A 16700-nucleotide genomic window follows, 5' to 3' on the forward strand; every position below is an offset into this window, starting at 1 on the left:
TCTGGAGGAAATTCTCAGTGGCAGGTCAACATCAACCGCAATGCCCAGTGCAATTCCGCCTGCGGCTTCTATGTCTTCCACAACAGCGCTGACATTCGTGGGTGTGAGAGAGAGTACAGCGACTTTTGCCCCTTCCGCCGCGAATAGTTTGGCGGTGGCGCGGCCGATTCCTCTGCCGGCTCCAGTGACAATCGCAACCTTACCTTCCAGTCTTTTCATGGGTGTTTCCTTTTTCATGTTTACTGGTGCACCGCCGCTTCGAGAGCATACGGTGAGGGAACATCGCGAGCGTGGTTCTGCGTCGCGAAGGATGTGGCCAACAGGATGAGGCCAATGGCAGCGGGCATCGCACCCTTGATGCTGCGGACGCCGAGATGCGCCATTCCCGACAGGATCAGGTGATAGAAAATGCCCGCATAGGCGAGATCGCTGAGTGGCAGAGACAGACGGGCCAGGATCGCAAGTGGTCCGAGTATCTTCACGACGATCATGAACGGCACCAGATGGGCCGCATGATAGCCGAGATCGGCTTGGGCTTTTTCGACGAAAATCCTCTTGGTCAGGTACAGGGTCGCCGAAGACAGATACAGCGCCGACAAGAGAACGGTGCTGATCCAGTAAGTGTAGGTCATGGAATATCCCTCTCACCGGGCGTCCCGGCGAAATTGAGCATTGATCTTGCGCTTTTCGGATGACGCGTTGCATCGGCTACGAAGAGCTTGTAGAGAATTTGTAGGCTATAATGAATTTTCGCAAGTAGGATGAATTTATGACACTAGGTATGGAAATTCAGACTAATGACTGAAACCGGCTTTACGATGCAGGACGAGATGCGTCGCGCCTTCGCGATGCTCTCGGGAAAATGGAAGCTGGAAATCATGTGGTTACTCCATCAGCGGGTCCACCGCTTTGGAGAATTGCGAAAGGCGATCCCGGGAATTACCCAGCACATGTTGTCGGCGCAGCTTCGCGAATTGGAGGCGGACGGTCTCGTCTCGCGCACCGTTTTTGCTGAAGTGCCACCGCGCGTCGAATATGAGATGACAGAAAAGGCGCTTGGTCTCGGCCCGACGATGCAGGCACTGGCCGCCTGGTGGGAAGAGTACGGTAAAACTATCCCCTCGAAGTCAAATGGGCGTGGCCGTAAGCCAACCACGAGGGCCGCGGGAGAGAAATCCAAGCGTCTGGTATGAAACCTTGCTTCTTCTGACTGAAGACTACTTGTGTCCGTAGAGCGTTGAAAATCTTATGTCCTTTTTCGATCTTCTCCAGGAGTAGGAATGGCACGCACGCTGTTGAATATCTGGTCGCGATGGCGCGAACGCCTCATCGATGAACTCGACTTCTATATGGATCAGGCGGAAAAACGTATTCTCAGTCAGTTCAACAATATCAATGACGAAGCTGAGGCTTACGCCAACGACAAGTATACTCAACTTGCTGAAATCAGCCGCCCTGAGATGTATGACATGGGTGACCTCGCAGAGGCCGCTTGGGAAGAGGGAATCGAATATTATGAGATGCTCGACGACCTTCGGAGCCGCACATTCCTATCGGTAGCAGCGGGCATGTATCATGAATGGGACAAACAACTGCGCGAATGGCTGCACAGGGAGCTGTCTCACAATTTCAATATGGACCACCTTGGTCCCAAAATTTGGTCTGTGAATATCGATGAGATTTTTCGTCTATTCAGACTTTGGGGATGGGATGCCTCTTCCGAAGAATATTTCCAAAAAATCGATGCATGCAGGTTAATTGTTAATGTCTATAAACATGGCCCGGGTACATCTCTCGAAAGCCTAAAAGAATCTTATTCTCATTACTTGAGAATTGGGTTGCCGGACGAAAATGAGGCCGCGTGGCTAAAGTTCGCAGACCATTCGCATCTCTCCGTCACGCGCGAACACCTTCTCGAGTTTCACGCCGCCTTCAGGGCTTTTTGGCTTTCGGTCCCCGAAAACATATGGTGGTCTGATCAGCTTCAAATACCAGACTGGTTCCATAAAGCCGTAGCCAAAAAATAATACTCGTAACGCGCCCAATTATGAGAAATCGCCGAAAAAATTTTCTTTTCATTTACGTTTGAACCCTAAGAGCCCTGCCTCGACGTAATATCCGCTCGCCGACAGCGTGAGCAGTAATGAGGACGCATGATGACGATAGCAGCCACTATAGGTTTTGCTTCTCTCTGAGCCAGAGGATTTCCGACCGGAAACCTCGGCCAGCGAGATCATCGCAGGATACGAGGCAGGAGATCGGAATGCGTCACTCCCATAAAGTCGCCCAATACCTTTACCAGAAACGCGAGGGCCTCGGGTTCCTTTCCCTTGCGTCCATGACCCAACCGCCGGAGAACACCGGCACGACCTTGGCCGGGGGCTTACGAATATAGCCCAGCCGCCAATCCGGCCGTCAGCGTAGCGGACAAGGAGTATTGGCACGAGCCGCACTTCGGCTTGGCCTTGCGCGTGCCCGCCGACAAACAGGCAAAGACCGCACGTGGTCACACGTTCTTCAACGGCAACGGCGTCTACCACGAGAGCGAACTCGAGCACCGCGTCAGCTCTGTACTCCAAACCCTGGCTGGCCTTCGAGAACTCCAGTCGCAATACCCGAAGGTTCACTACACCGACGCCGACGGCGTCCTTCGTGAGCATACGTTCGATTACTTCATCGTTCTCAACGACGGCACAAGGGTCGCCGTTGCGGTGAAGTATGCCCGCAAGCGAGCCGAAATGCTCGACTTGCTTGATCGCATCTGCGCCGCCGGTATCACAGGGGTCGGCCCACTCGGAAAGTTGACGCCGCGCGTCGCGGACGCCGTCGCCTTGATGACGAACGATGAAGCAACCCTAGAGGCATTCGAAAATGCCTACTTCATCCTGACTTCTCGCCTCCACCACGACGATGCCGAGTGTACCAGACTTGTGGATGTGGTGAAACGTCTGCCGGGCCAGTTCCGGTTTGGTGACCTTCTACGCGACGTCCCCTCACGCAGTAAACGCCGCACCGCCGTGTGGCGTCTTATCGATCTCCGTCTGATCGCACCCGTCTACTCGGGCCGTATCGATGATCGATCCTGGCTGCGCGCCTGCGCCTAGCCGTTCCCAATCAAATCAAAATTCCATCCATCAGAGAAAGGACCATCATGGAATCCCGCACCCTGCCCGCTCGTCAATTCCTTCATTCCCTCATCGGTATGGGTCAAATGGATCGCTACCATGACAAGACGAGGAACGCCTTCTTCATTCCTGTAAGTCGCGACGACGTAGGCTATGTGCTCCGTTCAGAAAGCGATGTGGAATATAAGATTTTCCTCTCCCACCAGGAAATCTACGCCGCGCTCGACAGCAACAAAGCATCGATCCGCTACGGCTACAACAGCCCCGCGCAGCAGAAAATCCGTGCCATCTTCGGCGATAAGCCATGGGACGAATTCGACGTCGAAGATCGTGATCTCGCCGTTCATCGGGAAAAGCTGATCCACAGATACGATGTGGAATGCGACCGCATCGGCAAGCTCCTGCCAATGTCCGAGAAAAAGCTCGGCCCGAAGCTGCTGGCGTGGAACCGGGAAATCAACGACGCGCTGTTCGACCTAGCCGCTGATGGCCGGGCCGACCAGAGAAGCCAGGTCGTCATTTTCCCTTGCCCAAGCGTTAAAACCTTCAAACGCGACTACGACGACTATCATAATTGCGACGGTGACGTGATGGCGCTTCTTCCCCGGCATCACGGTCCGGGCCCGAAGCTGTTCGCCCCGAAACCAGCTACGATCGCGTTCGCACACAAGATGGCGATGGCCTACCTGGATCGCCGCCGTCCTACCAAGGCACATGTCTATCGGTCGTATCTGGCTGAACTCCAGAAGCACAATGCCGACCTCCCGATCCCGAAGAAAATCGGCAAGGTATCCCGCAAAAAATTCGAAGCGATGATCGGGAAATTCGACAAGTTCCACGTCATCGCGAGCCGTCACGGCGAGAAGTTCGCCATCCAGAAGTTCAAGGCGATCCGCCGGAGTTTCCACGTGGTCGCTCCTGGCCAGCGGATCGAGATGGATTTTGTCACCGTCGATCTGATCTCGCTTCTCGTGGAAACGGGTATCTGGAACGCCCTTCCGGAAACAGTACAGGAGCGTATCCCTCGCGTTCGCATCTGCTTCTGCGCTGCAATCGACGTCGCGACACGTTACATCCTTGCACTCAAGGCAAGCACAAATCCGAACGCCGCGTCCGCCGTTGCCACGATCCGCATGATCATGACCGACAAGAGACACCTGTCGTCCTATGTGGCCGCCAAGACGCCATGGATCGGGAAAATCAGGCCCCGGGTCATTTACACCGACAACGGCGCGGAATTCACCGCGCAACGGACCGCAGAGGTGCTTCGTGCCGCTCGCATTCACGGCACCCGTCCGCCCGCCGGCGATCCTGGTTGCCGCCCGTTCATTGAAAGCCTTTTCCATTCGATCGGCCTGCTGATCGCACCGTATTTCGAGGGCCGGACTTTCTCTTCGGTCGTAGAAAAGGGCGATTACGATCCGCAGGTTCATGCCGCATTGCTGGTCGACGAACTGATCAAGATTTTCATCTTCGCGGTATGCGACATCTATCACAACAAGCCGCATTCGGGCCTTGGCGGTAATACCCCCCACAATGCGTGGGTCGAGGCCTCCAAAGAATACGAAATCCTCTACCCGCCAGATGCCGAAGAAATGCTCCAGATTTTCGGGATCAAGACGACCCGCCGGATTTCCGACTACGGTATTACCGTATTCGGCATCACCTACTGTGATGCCGAAATCCAGCGGCTCCGGACCAAGTTCGACCAGGTCGACGTCGAGATCAAATACGATCCAGAATGCCCCGCCCACATCGCCGTTAAAGGCGACAAGGGCTGGTTCGTCGTTCGCAACACCGTCGGTCTCGATGACAGTGTAACGCTCGCCGAATGGATGGCCGCGCGCAAGGAATTGCGTGCCAGCTACGCCACTGCTGCCGAGCAGGGCATGACGGTGATGTACGACGCTATCAATCGTCTTCGCGCTATCGGTGATGCCGCAACTCTCCGCGCGGGTCTTTCTCCCAGCGTACCGACCGCAAAAGACTTCGACCGTTGGGACGCGGAACTGTTCGGGGCGTGGATGGCCGCGCCCTCTGAAGATCAGACCCCGCTCCTCGCCGATGGCCCACTGCCCGACGATCCGTTGCGGATCGGCATGGTCATCCAGCGGCCCGACCTGTTCGCCCTCGAAAAATCCGTGACCGAAGAAATCAAAGAAAACGAACCCACCGCCACGCAAGCCTCTGACGCGCTTGCTTCCGGCTTCTACTATGATGAGGAGTACTAAGATGACGGCAACCAACGAACTGCGCGCGTTGCGTGTGAGGGAAACCAACCGTTACTTCGAGACAGGCCGTTGCCTGGAACTCGTGAAGCGCCTTACGGAATTCGAGGAGCATGCCCTCGATTGCCTTGCCGGCGGCGGCTCGAGAAGGCGCTCCTTCATCGTAATCGGCGAGTCCGGTAGTGGGAAGTCAACCTCGCTGGAGCGAGCGTTTACGATGATCCCATCGTTTCAGCCGTACCAGAATGAGTATGGCGAAACGGTGCGTCCACTGATCAGTATCGAGGTGCCGAAACCCTGCTCCACCAAAGATTTGGCAATCCGTATCCTTCACGAAATGGGTCTGCCCGCGAGCAATCGTGCAAATGAGCATGAACTTTACGAGACAGTCAAACAACAGCTCAGAGAACGCCGCGTCCTCTTTCTGCATCTGGACGAGGCACAAGACCTCTTGCGGGCACCAACAGCTGCAGCCGTAAGGTCTCTTCAGGATCGCCTGAAAAGCCTCATCGCCATTCCCGACTGGCCACTCCACACGATCTACAGCGGCGTACCGGACCTGGCCAAGCTGGTATCCGGCGATCTTCAACTCGCGAACAGGTCGTTGGTGATGCGGTTCGAACCGGTGCGTTTTCCTTCCGATAAGCCGCTAGTCGAAAAGCTTCTGCGCGACATTGCCGTCGACCATTGCGGTCTTGTGCTGGCGGACGAGTTGATGACTGACGACTTCCTGGGACGCTTGGTAGCATCCACGGGTGGTGGGCTGGGTACGATGATCGAGATGGTACGGGCAGCTTGTTTCGCAGCCCTGGGACGAAACCGCAAAAATCTCACGGCTCGCGACTTCGCAGGTTTCTACGACCGTGCGTCAGGCAGTCTTCGCGGCGACAACATCATCACCTCGCCCCGGTGGCGCGACATTGATCGCAGCAATGCATTGACGGACCTCGTTGCCCAGCCCTCGAAAAAGAAGAAGTAATAGCCAGAAAGGTATCGCGTCATGGCACTCCCCGTCACCGTCGAGTTTCACAAAACCGAAACGCCCCTGAGCCTGGCATCCCGCCTCGCGCACGCAAATGGCTATCGTTCAATGCGGGGGTTTCTCGCCACGACGGACACAAACGCCACTGCCATCGCCTCGGGCGATCCCGAAGCGATGGCATTACTCGCACACTGGTCAGGTGTCGAAGAAGCGCGTCTCGCAGCGTATGCAATCGCGTCCGTTACCGCCGGAGCGACGTGGAAGCTGGGTCACGCATTGATGGGCCGTGATATGCGACCGGGACGAAATCATCGGTACTGCCCGAAATGTGTCGTTGACGATCTCGAAAACGGCAGCGGACGTCCTTCTTCACGTCCCTACGTCCGGGCGGCGTGGATGACCCGGGCCCTACAGAATTGCCATGACCATGCTTGTGCGATCAAGGAAGCCCCGGCGTCCTCGCAAGAGCAAGGTGATTTCGCCTCGTTCGTACGCCTGAATATTTCAATGATCAGGGAGGAGGCGGTCGACACCAGCGCAGCCTCCTCGTCTCAAATCGATCGATACGTGGTCGCAAGAATCGACGGTCTCCCCGCCAACGAGTTTCTCGACAATTTTGAAACCTATGTGGCTGTCGATGTTTGCCGTCATTTCGGTCGCTTCCAGAAGATGCACCGGATCGCATATGATCGTTGCGACCTGGCGTCTCATTCCGACGTCGAGTGCGGGTTTGGTTCCGCCTCGGCCGGACGCGATCTGATTGAGAAGATTATTTGCCAGGCGATCGAACAATCAAAACCGATGGTCTATGAAATGGCTTCCTTTTTCGGGCCGTTGCGAGATTGGCTGATGCGCAATCACAAGAAGCCTGAATTCTCCCTCGTAACAGAGATTTTTCAGGACATCGCCGAGCGGAATCTCCCAATCGGTCCTGATGAAGCCTTTGTGCTGCCGACCCGAAAACGCCATCTGCATTCGATCAGATCGGCAGGCCTCGAATATGGCATGATGGAAGACCGTATCCAGGACCTCCTTCTGGAAGCTAATCTCATTGCACCTTCGCAGCTGACGAGCGCCCAGATTTACTTCGATGCGCGTCGGGGCCACGAGGTATTGTCCAATGCGCTGGATACGATGACCAGTGTTGAAATCCGGACGGTTCTCGGAATCAGGGATGACCGCATGCGAGCCATTCTCGATGCCGGACTTCTGCGCCGCGTGGAGCAACCAAAAGACGGCGCACGCGTGTTTTCGCGTGTCCAACGGTCCGAATTTGAGGCATTCAAGAAAGCGCTTTTCGGGCGTTCGCTAAACGGTTCAAATACAGACGGCCTGGTGCAGCTGGATAAAGCAGCGCAAAGATGTGGTTGCCAAACCGAGACCATCCTCAAATTGGGCCTGGAAGGTTCTCTGAAAAGCCTCCATTTCAAAGGTGGTCGGACGACTCTCTTGAACCTCCTTGTGGATTGGGAGGAAGTCAGAGCCTGCTTGAACCGCTCTATTCCTGACGTGGCATCGTTGAATGGCAACGTTCAAAACGATAGTCATAGACACCTCAATGTCCGAGACACAGAACGCCGGATCGGGACGGCGAGAGGCACGATCAGCGAACTGCTGCGCCTCGGTTATCTAAAGACGGAAACCCGGATCAATCCTGCTACTCGGCGTGAGCAACAATACGTCTTGGCAAATTCCGTAGATGCCTTCATTGCAGAGCATATTTGTCTCGCTCTTTTGTCAGACCGTGCGGGTGTCTTTCCAGGAATCCTTCGTCAAAAGCTCGAGGCCGAGGGAGTGCTACCCATTTATGAACCGACCGGTAGAAACTCGAGATTCTATCGGAGATCGGACGTGGCGCACTGGCAATAAAACGAAGATCGTCTTTCGACGAACACGTACAATCTTAGTTTGGAAGGCCCGCTTCGGCGGGCTTTTTTATTGCCTGCAGTTCCGGCACTTTAGTTTCTGGACACACCTATCGGAGCAATTCGCCCTGACCTTTGGGATACCCTCTAAAATTCCTCAATGAAATCAGGGAAAACTACCGTCACAGCGACAAATCAACGGAGCGAAATCAGCTGATCGGATGATCTGCCCGCCTCCGGTGCGTCGCCGGACATGGCGAAGACATCCCGCCATGCATGGAACCGTTTGGCAGACACCATACCTCTTATGGGTTGAGCGACGAAGTATCCCGCATTTCCTGAGAAGCCCATTTGCCGGATGGCAAAAAACTTAACGCTGCTTGGGAATATTGAAGTGAACATTGAAAGCCGAAAATCGCTTCCTATTATGAATGATATGCGGCGAAAGAAGGTGTCGAAGCGGCATCCGCAAGGCGAAGGAGATTTGATGATCAACGAATATGGTCCATACGTGCAGATGTCGACGCTTGGAGAGCGCATGGCCGCCCTGTACCAGATGGATGCGAATCTCGCATTGGAGTCGCACCTGACTCACTATATGGACGAGGTCGAGGTCAACATTGCCGCCGATACGTTTGACCACGTTGGTTTCATGAACAAGATCAGTGGCCAGTTGCAGATGAAGCTGGATGCAACGGATGACTCCAGACGCCGGGAGTTTCTGCAGGCCATTGTCTCATCGCTCCAGGAGCGTATCCGCCGCCATTCACTGGATATTGCTTGACGGCAGGCGCGGCACGACGTTGTCCTGCCTGAACCGCGTGGCGCTGCCTCGTCGGGTGGGCTTTTCTGCCGGTTACTCGACGAAAACCCGCACGCTCGAGGCGCGGCCATCGGCGTCGATCACCGTCAGTGTGGAAAATCCCTGGCCTTCCGGCCGCCATTCGCTGTTGCGGCGATGGGAAGCGTTCGGCAAGGGCAAACCATTGGCGAGCCAGCGGAAAGGTGCGCGCCCGCCCTGCAGCTTCAGTACCAACGGCGAGATGCCTGACTGGCCGGAAAGCTCCACGCGCGCGCCTTCCGGCGGGTAAACGATGCGCGGGGCGCTTTCACGTCTTGAAGCAGAAAGCAGGCCGCTGGCCGTCGTTGTGAAACGCCGCTGGTTGGCGGGGAGGTCATTGACCGCAACCCGCGCGACACCGGAAGGTGCGGCCGGCATCGGCGTGATCGCCACGCCGGATTTTTCGAAAGCCTCGAACAGGATCGGGGCGGCCGTCGCATAACCGGCAATGCCCGGCACCGCGCCATTGTCGGCCCGGCCAACCCAGACGCCCACCACATGCCGCCCGTCATACCCCACCGACCAGGCATCGCGATAGCCATAGCTGGTGCCGGTCTTGTAGGCGATGCCGCGCTGTTTCATGCCGAGTGGCGGCAGCACGCCGGAGAGGATGTCGGAGATATTCCAGATCGCGGCATCGGAAAATAACCGGTCACCCTCCAGCCGTTCCGGGGCGGAGCGGACGCCGTCTCCAAGACGCACGGGATCGCCGCCGCCGGCAAGCCCCGCATAAAGCTGCACCAGATCGACCAGCGAAACACCCGCGCCGCCAAGGGCGATGGCAAGCCCCGGCGCTTCATTGGCGGGAAGCACGAGTTTGACGCCCACCCGCCGGAACCGCACCATCAGCGCCGAGGGGCTGACGGCATCGAGCAGCTTGACGGCAGGCACGTTGAGCGACAGTTGCAGCGCCTGCCGGATGCTGACATCGCCCTGATAATGCATGTCGAAATTGCGCGGCCTGTAACCGGAAAAGTCGGCCGGGCGATCCTCGATGATGGTTTCCTGCCCGACAAGACCGTCTTCGAAGGCAAGGCCGTAGATGAATGGCTTGAGGGTGGAGCCCGGCGAGCGAACGGCCCGGCTCATCTCCACGAAACCGCGTCTTGCCGTATCGAGATAATCCGCCGAGCCCACTTCCGCCAGAATATCGCCGCTCTGCGCATCCGCCATGACGATGGCGACGGAGACCCTGTCGCCGAGCTTTTCCGCCGCATGGCGGGCAACACCCTCCAGCTCCCGCTGGATCGGCAGCTTCAGCGTGGAGCGCACCTCGGCAATATTCGGGAATTTCACCCGTGCGGCGACGGCCATATGCGGCGCATAGGCCGGTAGGTCCCGCCGGTTGGCGGGCACATTCGCAAGAGCCGACCGTTCCGCCTCCCCCTCACCCACCACGCGTTCCACGGCAAGCCGTTGCAGCACACGCTCGCGCGCCTGCTTCGCCGCCTCCGGAAAGCGATCCGGGCGTCGCTTTTCCGGCAATTGCGGCAACGCCACCAAAAGGGCCGCCTCCGCCGTATCGAGCCGGCCCGGTTCCTTGCCAAACCAGGCGAGGCTTGCGGCGCGAATGCCTTCGAGATTGCCGCCATAAGGCGCGATATTCAGATAGAGATCGAGGATTTCCGCCTTGCTGAGCCTTCTTTCGATCTGGAGCGCGCGCGCGGCCTGCAGGAATTTCGCCGAGAACGACCGGTCGGCCCGCGGCTCGATCAGCCGCGCCACCTGCATGGAAAGCGTCGATGCGCCGGAAACGATCCGGCCGTTGCTGGCCAATTGCCAGGCAGAGCGCAAAAGCGCCCAGGGATCGACCCCGTGATGCTCATAGAAACGCTGGTCTTCATAGGCCACCAGCATGCGCAGGAACTGTGGGTCGACTTCGGCGGCCGAGGTTTTCAGCCGCCAGCGGCCATCGGGTGTCGCAAAAGCGCGCAAAAGCTTGCCGTCACGATCCAGAACCTCGAAGGATCGTTGCTGCGCAGCGTCCAGCGGCGGCGGATAGGCCTTGTCCAGCGCATCAAGACCGAAGGCCGCGCCGCCCATAAGCAACGCGGCCGTCATGATGCCGACAATGATCGCCTTGCGTCGCCTCATGGGTTTGCCGAGCGCACCTCCATGCGGCCGGTTGCCGTGCGGGCGGCAAATTGCGGCCGGTACATATCCTCAACCGAAGCTGCCGGATGATCGTAGGTGCCGGGGGTAACGGCGCGGACCACATAGGCCAGCGCAATTTCCGAACTGTCGCCGGCCGAGCGGTCGAAGGCCGCCACGAAACGGTCGTAGCGGAATTCCGTATGCGCCGCTTCCGTTTCCGGCAGCCAGTCGAAATTCGAAAGCTCCGCCGAATTGACGAGGCTCGGATTGTCGATTTCAAAACCGGAGGGCAGCAGGTCGGTCACCAGAATGCGCGACTGCCAGTTATTCTGCGGCACCACATTCAGCACCACGACATAACGCTCGTTCTGGACCACCTCGCTCGGATTCACCTCCTCGCCATCCATGGAATAATAGGTGCGGGTGATGGTGAAGCCTTCCCCACCGGCGGCAAGCGGCTGCGCCGGCGGCGCCACCGTGGTGACGACGGCCGTGACCGGATCGGCCGAGGCATTGGCGATCTTCAAGGGTGCGGCCAGCAATTCATCGCCGCTCATCCGCTTGCCGAAGCCGCCGGTCTGCAGATCGCCGTTCACATCGAGACGGATATCCTTGTCCTCGCCTTTGACGGCGCGGGCGGCAAGCAGCATCCATGCCTGTTCCTGGGTGCTGGTATAGGGCTTCTTTTCCCATTCCTTCGCCACCGCACCGGCAAGCTGCGGCACGACGGCCGGAACCGGCCGGCTTTCCGCCGCAAGCGCCAGCGTCGCCGCGCCGTCACGCAGGGCGGAGCCATAATCCGCGCGCGAGAAGCTGACATTGGTGGTGCGGCTTGCCATGTCGAGCGAAGCGCCGAACACGGCCTTAGAACGGGCCTGATCGCCATAAAGCGAGAGGGCGGCGGCAACCTGCGCCTTGGCGAGCGGTGTCGGGAAATCGGCCAGCGCCGTATCCGCGTAATAACGCAGATCGTTGATCGCCGCCTTGCGGTTGCGCGCCAGCACATAAAGCGAATAGGCGATCTCGTTGCCGCGATCCTTGACATTGCTGTCATAGGAAAGACCGTTTTGCAGGTTGTTCAGCGCCTGCACCATGGCCTGTTCGGGAACGTCGTAATTCTGCTCACGCGCCCTTGTCAGGAAGTCGCTGATATAGGCATCGAGCCACAGATCGCCGTAACCCGGCGACCAGAGGCCGAAGCTGCCGGAACTCGACTGGAAGGACAGCACGCGGTAGATCGCCTCCTGCACCCGCCGGCGGGTATCGGGGTCTTCTGCAAGGCCGCTATCCTTCGTCAGTTCCGAAACGTAAAGCAGCGGCAAAGCGCGGCTCGTCGTCTGTTCGGCGCAGCCATAGGGATATTTGTCCAGCATCATCACCAGCGCCGGAATATCGAAGGCGGGCGAGCGCGTGACATTGACCGCGACGGAAGAGCCGAGAAGCATGCTGTCGGCCAAAAGATCGCCATTGATCGTCAGGCTGCTATTAGGCGCGATCTTGATTTCGCGCCGCGTCGTCACCGGCAGAACGGCCGGACGTACCGGCACGTTCAGAACCTGCTCCAGTGAAAGACCGGCGGCATTGGAAACCTTGATGGTGATCGCGCCATTGCCGGGCTGTTCACCCGTCAGCGGGACCGTCAGCGAAGACTTGCCGCCTTTCTGAAGCGCGAGAGTTTGCGACATCTCACCCTGATCGACCGTCAATGCGGTATTGCTGGTCACATCCAGCCGGTAATCGCCAGCCTCGCCATCGGTATTGGCGATATCGAGCCGCAATTGCGAGACATCGCCGGGTGCGAGGAACTTCGGCGCGCTGGCCGTGACCACGACAGGATCACGAATGATGGCATCGGAGACAGCATGTCCCACGCCTGTCTTCGTCCAGGCCACCGCCATGATGCGGGCCGTGCCGTTGAACTGCGGAATATCGAAGCTGACCGTCGCCTTGCCGTCACCGTCGAGTTCGACCGGACCAGCAAAGAAGGCCACGAGCTTTTCCGTGGGCGGGCTGCCCTGAAGGGCTGCCTGCCCGCCGTCGCCGCCGGTGCGCAGCCGGCCGGTGGCGCCGAGCGAACCGTCGATCAGGCGGCCATAGAGGTCGCGGATTTCCAGCCCCAGCCGGCGCTGGCCGAAATACCATTCATCCGGTTTCGGCGGCTCATAGCGGGTAAGGTTCAATATGCCGACATCGACGGCCGCAACGATGGCATAGGCCTTTTCGCCGACGCCAGCACCGGCGACGGTGATCGGAATTTCAAGCGGCTGGCGCGGAAGCGTTTTCTGCGGCGCACCGAGCGTGACGGCAAGTTTGCGCTCGGTCGGGTCGACGGCAAGCCATTTGATGCCGATGGCGCGCATCGGCATACGGGTTTCCTGCGCATCGCCGGGACGGAACAGCGTGGCCGTCACATAAGCGCCCGCACCCCATTCCTCGGTGACGGGAATATCGATCTCGCCGCCATCCTCGCCGATCTCGGCATTCTGCACGGCAATCAGCTTTTCCGAACCGGAAGTTACCATCAACTCGCCGGCAAAACGCGACGAAACCTTGAGTTTGGCCGTATCGCCGATCTTGTAGCTCTGTTTGTCGAGAGCGATTTCCAGCGCATCCGGCGTTTCCGTAGAACTTGCCTCGACATAAAAACCGGCATCGAACTCAACGCTGGAAACCGGCGCGCCATTGCCGGCGCCCTCCACTTCCAACCGATAGCGGCCCCAGGTGACAGGCACGGAAATCTCGCCGCCATTGGCATCGACCGAAAGCGTACCGGCTTCCTGCTGCTTGGTATATTCCACCGGTTCGTAACGCCAGGAATTGCCTTGACGATACCACTGATAGTTCCGCTCGACCTTGATGAGTTTCCAGGCCAGGCCATTCATCGCCTGTTTGGCACCTTCGGCGCTGACACCGATGATGTGGAAACGACCAACGGAATTCTGGGCGAGATCGCCGGAAAATTGCGGTTTGATACCGATGACAGAGGCTTCCGCCTTGATGGGCAGCGTCAGGGAGCGCTCCACGGCACGGCCGCCGGCCTCCTGCATGCGCACGGTGATGTTGGCGGAAAGAAGCTGCGTTGTGGATGGCAGGTCGGTCAGATCGACATTGAAGCTCGCCTTGCCTTCTTCGTCCAGAACCGGCAGATCGGCAAGTGTGGTGCGGTTTTCCTCTTCGCTCTCCTCATCGGCCAGACCGAAGAAATAACCTTCGAAGTCGGCGCTGGTGCGCGTCGGTTTGATGGCAACCTCGCCTTCCAGCGTCAGGCCGACAGCGGGCGCGCCATAGAGATAACGGCCATCGACGTCGATTGCCGTTTCTGCGCCAGGGTCGATCTGCTTTGCCTTGCTGGAAAGATCGAACTCGGTGCGGTCAGGCACGAAATCATCGACGAGGAAGCTCTTTTCGCTGATCGCAGGCGTTTTCGGATCGGTATGGATGCGCACTGTCCAGGTGCCGCGCATCGCATTTGCCTGCAACGGCAGATCGACCGCATGGCCGCCCAGCGCCTTGCCGTCGCTGACGAAACGCCGGTCCTCTACACCATCCGGGCGCGAGAAGATGAAAGTGAGCGGCAGATCCTCGATTGCCTTGCCGTCGACATCGCGGGCAAGGGCTGCGGCATGCACGGTCTCACCGGCACGATAGATACCGCGTTCCGTCCAGCTGAACACGTCGATGGCGCCGGGGGCTGCACGGCCCGTCACGCCGCGATCCGAAAGATCGAAGCCGGCGCGGGTCATGTCGAGGAAGACGTAATCCTTGTCGCCGTTGCGCGCCGTCAGGATCGCAGGCGCCTGCGCCGCCGTGCCGCGCATCAGGCCGGCCGAGAACACCGCGCGGCCGTCCGCATCCGTCTTCGCGGTGCCCAGCACCTCATTATTCTTGGCGAGCAGCTGCAAATCCACATCTGCCAGCGGCTTGGCGCTGCCAAGTGCACGGACAAAGACATTCAGACCATCGGTTCCGGCATAGGTGGTGATGCCGGTATCGGAGACCAGGAACCATTGCGTGGCGCGCGAATCCCAGGTTTCCGGCGCGGTGCCCGGCGGTACGGCGGTCAGCACATAGATGCCGGGCTTGCGCTCCGGCAGGGCCTCATCCACCGGGAAGCTCGTCACCACATCCTTGTTGAGATCGGGCTGGATATCGATCGAGCCCTGCCAGACAAGCTCGCCAATTTCGTTTTCGATACGGTCGGCATTGTAGCCGTCCATCTGCGTCAGAAACTGCGAGTTTGAAAGAAGCGAGGTGATGTTGCGGTCGCCGACGCGATAAAGCTTCAGGTCGGCCTTGTCGGCATTGACAGAGACGATTGGAATGCCGCGGCGCGCTGTGCCCGGCAGCACGAAATTCTCGCCGGTGAAGCGCACGCTGGCGGCGCGGTCACGCACATAGATATCGAGATCGACCTGCTTTTCCAGAGGCTCTTCCACCGAAGACGGCAGGCCGGCGCGAAACGCGATCTTGTAACGCTGGCCATGGGTCAGGCCTTCCACGCAAATCTCGCTGCCCTTCGCCTCGATGGCTTTGGGCGCTGCCCCATCCAGCGTGATGAAGGAGGAGTAATCGACGCCGTTCTTCACCAGCGGCTCGGAAAACTGCACGCAGGCGCGCGGGCTGATGCTATCCGTATCCACGGTATTATTGATGACGCGGAAACCCTGCCGGGTGCGCAGATCGGCATAGGCCGCTTTGGTCTGTGCATTGTCGGTAAGCGCGAGACTTTCCTTATAGGCATTGAGTGCCGCGCGATAATTCTGGGTTCTTTCAAACGCCTTCGCCAGCCGGTTCAGGGCCTCGGTGCGGGCGCTGACCGTGCGGCTGAGCTGATAGGCATTGATGGCGGCGGAAGCGGCTTGTCCCGCTATCGAATAATTATCGGTGACCTGCGCGGCCTTTTCCGACAATTCCGCCCAGAGCGCGCCATCGTCAGGTGTGATCGCAAGGGCCTGTTTATAGGTCGTGACCGCATCGGGAATATTGCCGGCGGCTGCCTGCTGCCGCGCCGTCTCCACGAGAGCCTCCAGGCCCTGTTCGCCCTCACCCTCATTTGCCGCAAGGCCGGATTTCAGCCGGCGCGCTTCCTGCTGCAGGCTGTCGGTCACGAAGGACAGGCGCTGCGGCGCGCCGATATCGGCTTCCGCGGCCACTTCCACGATCTTGCCGGCAACCGCGCCGGGGAAGGCATTCAGCTGATTGAAATCCGATTTGAGGAAGCACCATTTCACCTTGGGATTGTAGGTAAAGGCCTTGCAGGCGGTATCGCCGACGCAAATCTCGCCGCATTGCTCCAGCGAGACATTTTGCTCCGTCCTGAGATCGAAGCCGAAATAATCGCCATTTTGGGTCGTAACGACCTTGCGGGAGGGTTCCGCCGCCATGGCTGGCGGAAAAAACAGGGCGGTTGAGACCGCAACCAGCGAAATCCGGACGAGCGCGCGCAACGACATCAGTTTTCTCCCCGCAACAGACATGTCGGGCGGGACTCTGGTCAAATCCACGCATGGTTGTCAACGCATCTTCGTCAATTCGCGACACGCAATGTGTGAAGGCGGGCAAGCG

The 16700-nt window shown here is 58.6% G+C and carries 11 protein-coding genes; 7 read left to right on the forward strand and 4 right to left on the reverse strand.

What is annotated here, in order from left to right; genetic code table 11:
• Positions 1-219 (reverse strand): SDR family NAD(P)-dependent oxidoreductase (locus L904_RS25850; RefSeq protein ID WP_059762480.1); only part of this gene is annotated, 219 nt, incomplete at its 3' end.
• 20 nt (positions 220-239) lie between these two features.
• Positions 240-632: a DoxX family protein gene (locus tag L904_RS25855; protein WP_020808708.1), complete on the reverse strand. Its 393-nt coding sequence runs from the start codon at positions 630-632 to the stop codon at positions 240-242.
• 165 nt (positions 633-797) lie between these two features.
• Between L904_RS25855 and L904_RS25860 the strand changes: the two genes are divergently transcribed.
• The 7 genes from L904_RS25860 (at position 798) to L904_RS25895 (ending at position 8984) form a co-directional block, all read left to right on the forward strand.
• Positions 798-1193, forward strand: a complete 396-nt coding sequence (locus tag L904_RS25860; RefSeq protein WP_020808707.1) for a helix-turn-helix domain-containing protein — start codon at positions 798-800, stop codon at positions 1191-1193.
• Positions 1194-1280: 87 nt separating this feature from the next.
• Entirely contained in the window at positions 1281-2027 is a 747-nt protein-coding gene (locus L904_RS25865; RefSeq protein ID WP_020808706.1) for a hypothetical protein, read from the forward strand.
• 432 nt (positions 2028-2459) lie between these two features.
• Positions 2460-3104: a hypothetical protein gene (locus tag L904_RS25875; protein ID WP_020808704.1), complete on the forward strand. Its 645-nt coding sequence runs from the start codon at positions 2460-2462 to the stop codon at positions 3102-3104.
• A gap of 47 nt (positions 3105-3151) precedes the next feature.
• Positions 3152-5356, forward strand: a complete 2205-nt coding sequence (locus tag L904_RS25880; protein ID WP_020808703.1) for a DDE-type integrase/transposase/recombinase — start codon at positions 3152-3154, stop codon at positions 5354-5356.
• Between the two features lies 1 nt (position 5357).
• On the forward strand, positions 5358-6332 hold the full coding sequence (locus L904_RS25885) for an ATP-binding protein (protein WP_020808702.1): 975 nt from the start codon (positions 5358-5360) through the stop codon (positions 6330-6332).
• A gap of 21 nt (positions 6333-6353) precedes the next feature.
• Complete coding sequence (locus tag L904_RS25890) at positions 6354-8204, forward strand: TniQ family protein (protein WP_020808701.1); 1851 nt, start codon at positions 6354-6356, stop codon at positions 8202-8204.
• Between the two features lie 483 nt (positions 8205-8687).
• Complete coding sequence (locus L904_RS25895; RefSeq protein ID WP_031233375.1) at positions 8688-8984, forward strand: hypothetical protein; 297 nt, start codon at positions 8688-8690, stop codon at positions 8982-8984.
• Between the two features lie 72 nt (positions 8985-9056).
• On the opposite strand, the gene pbpC is transcribed toward L904_RS25895, so the two are convergent.
• Both pbpC and L904_RS25905 read right to left on the reverse strand, forming a co-directional pair.
• The gene (gene pbpC / locus L904_RS25900) at positions 9057-11135 is read right to left on the reverse strand and encodes a penicillin-binding protein 1C (protein ID WP_020808698.1); all 2079 of its coding nucleotides are present in this window, start codon (positions 11133-11135) and stop codon (positions 9057-9059) included.
• Positions 11132-16588 carry an alpha-2-macroglobulin family protein gene (locus L904_RS25905; RefSeq protein WP_020808697.1) on the reverse strand — a complete coding sequence of 1819 codons (5457 nt, stop codon included), beginning with the start codon at positions 16586-16588 and terminating at the stop codon, positions 11132-11134. The genes pbpC and L904_RS25905 overlap by 4 nt, the downstream gene beginning before the upstream one ends.
• Positions 16589-16700 lie beyond the last annotated feature (112 nt).

The organism is Agrobacterium sp. LY4, assembly GCF_001526585.1.
In the GTDB taxonomy this organism is placed as follows: domain Bacteria; phylum Pseudomonadota; class Alphaproteobacteria; order Rhizobiales; family Rhizobiaceae; genus Agrobacterium; species Agrobacterium leguminum.

Coding starts and splice junctions, on each gene's coding strand:
- L904_RS25895 (WP_031233375.1), top strand. CDS start 8,688: ATGATCAACGAATATGGTCCATACGTGCAGATGTCGACGCTTGGAGAG.
- L904_RS25855 (WP_020808708.1), bottom strand. CDS start 632: ATGACCTACACTTACTGGATCAGCACCGTTCTCTTGTCGGCGCTGTAT.
- L904_RS25905 (WP_020808697.1), bottom strand. CDS start 16,588: ATGTCGTTGCGCGCGCTCGTCCGGATTTCGCTGGTTGCGGTCTCAACC.
- L904_RS25860 (WP_020808707.1), top strand. CDS start 798: ATGACTGAAACCGGCTTTACGATGCAGGACGAGATGCGTCGCGCCTTC.
- L904_RS25885 (WP_020808702.1), top strand. CDS start 5,358: ATGACGGCAACCAACGAACTGCGCGCGTTGCGTGTGAGGGAAACCAAC.
- L904_RS25865 (WP_020808706.1), top strand. CDS start 1,281: ATGGCACGCACGCTGTTGAATATCTGGTCGCGATGGCGCGAACGCCTC.
- pbpC (WP_020808698.1), bottom strand. CDS start 11,135: ATGAGGCGACGCAAGGCGATCATTGTCGGCATCATGACGGCCGCGTTG.
- L904_RS25880 (WP_020808703.1), top strand. CDS start 3,152: ATGGAATCCCGCACCCTGCCCGCTCGTCAATTCCTTCATTCCCTCATC.
- L904_RS25890 (WP_020808701.1), top strand. CDS start 6,354: ATGGCACTCCCCGTCACCGTCGAGTTTCACAAAACCGAAACGCCCCTG.